Annotated in this window: 3 protein-coding genes and 1 tRNA gene; 2 read left to right on the top strand and 2 right to left on the bottom strand. The window is 72.5% G+C overall.

What is annotated here, in order from left to right; all coding sequences use genetic code 11:
- Positions 1-149: 149 nt before the first annotated feature.
- Both ACFVHI_RS03805 and ACFVHI_RS03800 read right to left on the bottom strand, forming a co-directional pair.
- Positions 150-1,166, bottom strand: a complete 1,017-nt coding sequence (locus tag ACFVHI_RS03805) for a hypothetical protein (protein ID WP_380335448.1) — start codon at positions 1,164-1,166, stop codon at positions 150-152.
- On the bottom strand, positions 1,163-1,693 hold the full coding sequence (locus tag ACFVHI_RS03800) for a SigE family RNA polymerase sigma factor (protein WP_063348334.1): 531 nt from the start codon (positions 1,691-1,693) through the stop codon (positions 1,163-1,165). The genes ACFVHI_RS03805 and ACFVHI_RS03800 overlap by 4 nt, the downstream gene beginning before the upstream one ends.
- Before the next feature lie 187 nt (positions 1,694-1,880).
- Here ACFVHI_RS03800 and hrpA point away from each other — a divergent pair, with 187 nt between their 5' ends.
- Together hrpA and ACFVHI_RS03790 are read left to right on the top strand one after the other, a co-directional pair.
- Positions 1,881-5,867: an ATP-dependent RNA helicase HrpA gene (gene hrpA / locus ACFVHI_RS03795; RefSeq protein ID WP_380335445.1), complete on the top strand. Its 3,987-nt coding sequence runs from the start codon at positions 1,881-1,883 to the stop codon at positions 5,865-5,867.
- Between the two features lie 118 nt (positions 5,868-5,985).
- Positions 5,986-6,059: transfer RNA gene (locus tag ACFVHI_RS03790), tRNA-Asp, on the top strand.
- Positions 6,060-6,125 lie beyond the last annotated feature (66 nt).

Raw genomic sequence — 6,125 nt, 5'->3', positions numbered from 1 at the left:
CTCCCCGAGTTCACCCGCTTCTTCGACGGCTGGAGCCTCATCGCCCCCGGGATCGTGCCCCCCCCCCCCCCGGGGGGCGGGCCCCCCCCCCCCGAGGGGGAGGTGGGCCGGTCGCGCGGGCGGCGTCGAGACCGGCACGCCGGGCGGGTTCAGTAGGAGCGGAACCAGCTGGCGTCGGTGCCCAGCACGGAGCCGTCCGCCGCGTAGTACGTGAACGTGCGGGCCTGGGCGCCCGGCTTCCTGGCGATCGCGTACCAGCGCGTCGGGGAGTCCCCGAGGGCGACCGGCGCCGACTCGCTGATGCCGCCGGTGTCCCAGGTGACCACGATCTTCGCGACCCGGGGCCGGACCCCGGCGATCACCACCGGTGAGGCGCCCAGCTCCCCGCCCTTGAACCCGAGCATCGTCCCTCCTCCGGAGGTGGCCCGGTCGATGATCGCCCCGTCCGGCACCCCCGGGGCGGGGGTGTCGTGCATCGCGTCGTCGACCTGGCGCTGCCCGTCCACGGTGGCGTAGAGGTTCACCAGGTCCACGTCCGGGCGCCAGCTCCGGTCGATGTCCGCCCGGGTGGTCTCCGGCAGTTGCGGGATGGCCGCGTGCCGGTCCTCCCAGATCAGCCGGGCCTGTCGGAGGGCGTCCTCCTTGGTGGCGGCCGCCGGCCAGAACGCGGCCCACGCCTGCCACTGCCTGCCGTTCGTGGTGCCGTGGCCGACCACGACCCGGACCGGGGTGAACGGATCCCGCGCGGGAGCGGTCGGTGTCGCGGTGGTGCCCGCGGTGCCCGCGGCGGCCCCGGCGGCCTCCGCGGCGGTGACGGTCGAGGCGTCCGCCACCACCGCCCCCGCGTCGGCCGCGTTGCCCGGCCCCCGCCCCCGCCCGAGCCCGCCGAGCGCCGTCCCCCCGATGACGGCCGCCGCGACCAGCACCGCCACCGCCCCGCTGGTCAGCAGCCGCCGGCGCCGCAGCCGGCGCCGCCCCCCGGCGACCAGCCGGTCGTACGGGACGGCCCCGATCTCGACGCTTCCGGCCAGCTCGCCCAGGACGCGCGCCGCCGCGGCCTCGGCGCCGGCCGCGCCCCCGGCCCCCGCCCCGACCGTGTCCTCGCCGCCCGCACCGCCCACGTTGCCCATGGCGCCCTCGCCGCCCACGTTGCCCTCGTTGCTCATCTTCCGCCTCCGATGCTCGCCAGCCCGTTGAGTGAGGAGGCCTCCCGCAGCTTGGCCAGGCCTCTGGCCGCCTGGCTCTTCACCGTCCCGACCGAGCAGCCCATCGCCGCGGCGGTCTGGGTCTCGGTGAGGTCCTCCCAGTACCGCAGCACGACGGCCTGCCGCTGCCGGGGCGGCAGTGTGCCGAGGGCCGTGAGCAGCGCCGCCCGTTCGTCCAGCCGCGCGTAGCCGTCGGGGCCCTCGGGTGCGGCCCGGTCGGGGACGGCGGTGACCAGGTCCTCGGCCGCTCGGCGGCGGAACCGCCGGGCGTGCTCGTTGATCAGGATCCGGCGCACGTAGGCGTGCGGGTCGTCGGCCGCCCGGACCCGGCTCCAGGCGACGTACGCCCGCTCCAGGGCCTGCTGGACCAGGTCCTCGGCGGTGTGCCTGTCCCCCGCGAGCAGGTACGCCGTCCTGAGCAGCCGCGTCCACGCGCTGCCGGTGAACGCGCGGAACTCCTCGTCCCTCGCGGTCTTCTGGGCTCCCATGAGCACCTCCTCAACCCCCAGAGCCCGAAACCGCCGCGAACCGTTGCCTGGCCCGGCCCGGAGCCGTCCGGCCCGACGCCACCGGCACCCGGGCCCGCCGTTCGCGCTCGGCCGCCGGTGGCTGTGACACTGGAGAGGCTCGAAAACCGAGGTGCGCGCCGCCGTACCTCCTTGCGAACCTAGAGGGATGCCCGCAGTGAGTTCTCCCGCAGTCCAGTCCGCCCCCGCACCCGCCGAGGGTCCCGGTATCGGTGAGCTGGCCGCCCGCCTGCCCGAGCTGACCCTGCGCGACCAGGTGCGGATCGGGCGCCGACTGGAGGAGGCCCGTCGGGTCCGCAAGCCCGAGGCCCGGCAGAAGGTCGCCGCCCAGATCGCCGCCGACATCGACCGCGCCGAGCTGCTGGTCGAGCAGCGCCGCGGTGCCGTCCCACCGATCAGCTATCCCGCCGAGCTGCCGGTCAGCCAGAAGAAGGACGAGATCCTGGCGGCCATCCGGGACCACCAGGTGGTGATCGTCGCGGGTGAGACCGGCTCCGGCAAGACCACCCAGATCCCGAAGATCTGTCTGGAGCTGGGCCGCGGCGTGCGCGGTCTGGTCGGCCACACCCAGCCGCGCCGGATCGCCGCCCGTACGGTCGCCGAGCGGGTCGCGGAGGAGCTGCGCACCCCGCTGGGCGAGGCGGTCGGCTGGAAGGTCCGGTTCACCGACCAGGTCGGCCAGGACACCCTGGTCAAGCTGATGACGGACGGCATCCTGCTCGCGGAGATCCAGACCGACCGCGAACTGCTCCAGTACGACACCCTGATCATCGACGAGGCGCACGAGCGCAGCCTCAACATCGACTTCATCCTCGGCTACGTCAAGCAGCTGCTCCCGCGCCGACCGGACCTCAAGGTCGTGATCACCTCCGCGACCATCGACCCGCAGCGCTTCGCCCGGCACTTCAACGACGCCCCGATCGTCGAGGTCTCCGGCCGCACCTACCCGGTGGAGGTCCGGTACCGCCCGCTCGTCGACGACCTGGACGAGGACGACGACGCGACGGACGCCGACCGCGACCGGGACCAGATCCAGGCGATCTGCGAAGCGGCCCAGGAGCTCCAGGCCGAGGGCCCGGGCGACATCCTGGTCTTCCTCTCCGGCGAGCGCGAGATCCGCGACACCGCCGACGCCCTGGACAAGCTGAAACTCAAGTCCACCGAGGTCCTGCCGCTGTACGCCCGGCTGAGCTCGGCCGAGCAGCACCGGGTGTTCCAGCGCTCCGGCAGCCGCCGGATCGTCCTCGCCACCAACGTCGCCGAGACCAGCCTCACCGTCCCCGGCATCAAGTACGTGATCGACCCGGGCACCGCCCGGATCTCCCGCTACAGCCACCGCACCAAGGTGCAGCGGCTGCCGATCGAGGCGGTCAGCCAGGCCAGCGCCAACCAGCGCAAGGGCCGCTGCGGCCGCACCTCCGACGGCATCTGCATCCGGCTGTACTCGGAGGAGGACTTCCTCTCCCGCCCCGAGTTCACCGACGCCGAGATCCTGCGCACCAACCTGGCCTCGGTGATCCTGCAGATGACGGCGGCGGGCCTCGGCGACATCGCCGCCTTCCCGTTCCTGGACCCGCCGGACTCCCGCAACATCAAGGACGGCGTGCACCTGCTGCACGAGCTGGGCGCGCTGGACCCGGACGAGAAGGACCCGCGCAAGCGCCTCACCGCGCTCGGCCGCCAACTGGCCCAGCTCCCGGTGGACCCGCGGATGGCCCGGATGGTGCTGGAGGCCGACAAGAACGGCTGCGTGCGCGACGTGATGGTGATCGCCGCCGCGCTGTCCATCCAGGACCCGCGCGAGCGCCCCGCCGAGAAGCGCCAGGCCGCCGACGAGCGGCACCGCCGGTTCAACTCGGAGACCTCCGACTTCCTGTCCTACCTGGCGATGTGGCGCTACGTCCGGGAGCAGCAGCGCGAGCTGTCCTCCTCGGCCTTCCGCCGGATGTGCAAGGCGGAGTTCCTCAACTACCTGCGGATACGGGAGTGGCAGGACATCTACACCCAGCTGCGCACGGTCGCCAAGCAGTTGGGCGTCACCATCGAGGAGCCGCACGAGGACGCCGAGCCGGACGCCGACCGGATCCACCAGTCGCTGCTGGCCGGCCTGCTCTCCCACATCGGCCTGTTCGACGTGGAGAAGCGCGAGTACGGCGGCGCGCGCGGCGCCCGGTTCGCGGTGTTCCCGGGCTCGGGCCTGTTCAAGAAGCCGCCGCGCTGGGTGATGTCGGCCGAGCTGGTGGAGACGTCCCGGCTGTGGGCGCGGATCAACGCCAAGATCGAGCCGGAGTGGGTGGAGCCGCTGGCCGGCCACCTGATCAAGCGGACGTACAGCGAGCCGCACTGGGAGAAGAAGGCCGGAGCCGTCCTGGCGTACGAGCGGGTGACGCTCTACGGGATGCCGGTCGTCGCCCAGCGCAAGGTCAACTACGGGCGGATCGACCCGGAGCTGTGCCGCGAGCTGTTCATCCGCAACGCGCTGGTCGAGGGCGACTGGGAGACCCACCACCGGTTCTTCGCCGAGAACCGCAAGCTGCTCGGCGAGGTCGAGGAGCTGGAGAACCGGGCCCGGCGCCGGGACATCCTGGTCGACGACCAGACCCTGTTCGAGTTCTACGACGCCCGGCTGCCGGAGGACGTGGTCTCCACCCGGCACTTCGACTCCTGGTGGAAGACGGCCCGGCACGAGCAGCCGGACCTGCTCAACTTCGAGAAGTCGATGCTGATCAACGACTCCGCGGACGGCGTCACGGAGGCCGACTACCCGGACCACTGGCAGCAGGGCAAGCTGCGCTTCCAGCTGACCTACCAGTTCGAACCGGGCAGCGACGCGGACGGCGTGACCGTCCACATCCCGCTGCCGGTGCTCAACCAGGTCACCGCGGAGGGCTTCGACTGGCAGATCCCGGGCCTGCGGACGGAGCTGGTCACCGCGTACATCAAGTCGCTGCCGAAGGCGATCCGGCGCAACTTCGTGCCGGCGCCGGACTTCGCGAAGGCGGCGCTGCGCGCGGTGAAGGACCGCCAGGAGCCGTTGCTGCCGTCCCTGGAGCACGCCCTCAAGCGCCTGACGGCCATCACCGTGCCGCCGGAGGCCTGGGACGACGAGCGGGTGCCGGACCACCTCAAGGTGACCTTCCGGGTGGTGGACGGCCGCCGCAAACTCGCCGAGTCCAAGGACCTGGAGGAGCTGCGGCTGCGGCTCAAGCCGAAGCTCAAGGAGACGCTGTCCTCGGCGGCCTCCGGCCAGGGCATCGAGCAGGGCGGGCTGACCGCCTGGCCGGGCGGCCTGCCCGTGCTCCAGCGCACCTTCGAGCAGCGCTCGCGCGGCCATTCGCTGCGCGCCTACCCGGCCCTGGTGGACGAGGGGGAGTCGGTCGGCGTGAAGCTGTTCGACACCCCGCAGGCGCAGACGCAGTCGATGTGGGCGGGCACCCGCCGGCTGCTGATGCTGACCACCACCTCCCCGGCCAAGTCGATCCAGGGCCGGCTGGGCAACCAGGCGAAGCTGGCGCTCTCGCACAACCCGCACGGCTCGGTGAACGCCCTCTTCGAGGACGTGGTGGCCTGTGCGACGGACCGGCTGATGACCCTGGCCGGCGGACCGGCCTGGGACGAGGCGGCCTTCGGCACGCTGCACGACAAGGTGCGGGCGGACCTGTACGACCTGTCCGCGGACACCACGCTGAAGACGGCCACCGCGCTGATCGCCTTCCACAAGGCCTCGACCCGGCTGAAGTCGGTGAGCAGCCCGGTGCTGCTGAACGCGGTGAACGACATCCGGCTGCACCTGGCCTCCCTGGTGCACCCGGGCTTCGTCACGGACACCGGCTGGCAGCGGCTGCCGGACCTCAAGCGCTACCTGCTGGCGGTGGACCGCCGGCTGGAGGCGCTGCCCAACCACCCGCAGCGGGACGCCCAGCAGCTGCTGAAGGTCCAGCAGGTGCAGCGGGAGTACGGGGAGCTGCTGGCGGCGGTGCCGGCCGGCCGGCAGCCGTCCGCGGAGGTGCTGGCGATCCGCTGGATGATCGAGGAGTTGCGGGTCAGCTTCTTCGCCCAGTCGCTGGGCACACCGAGCCCGGTGTCGGAGAAGCGGATCACCAAGGCGATGGAGGCTGCCAGGGCCACGCTCTGAGCTGGGCGGCGGCCTCCTCGGGGGCCCTCAGGTGCCAGTTCGACCTGGGGGCCCACCATGGGCTACAGTCTGTCTTGTTCGCAGCGCGGCAAGCGAGTGAACGAGATCAGAAAACTCTGGTCCCGTGGAGCAGTTGGTTAGCTCGCCACCCTGTCAAGGTGGAGGTCGCGGGTTCAAGTCCCGTCGGGATCGCCGCAGTGGGGGAGGCGCGCGCCCCGCACGGGGGCGGCCCGGCGCGGTATGGGGGCGGGGGTTTTA

It is taken from the genome of Kitasatospora sp. NPDC127121, from assembly GCF_042677305.1.
In the GTDB taxonomy this organism is placed as follows: Bacteria; Actinomycetota; Actinomycetes; order Streptomycetales; family Streptomycetaceae; genus Kitasatospora.
The sequence above is the reverse complement of the archived record's forward strand: the minus strand, read 5'-3'. Positions and strand labels throughout refer to the sequence as shown.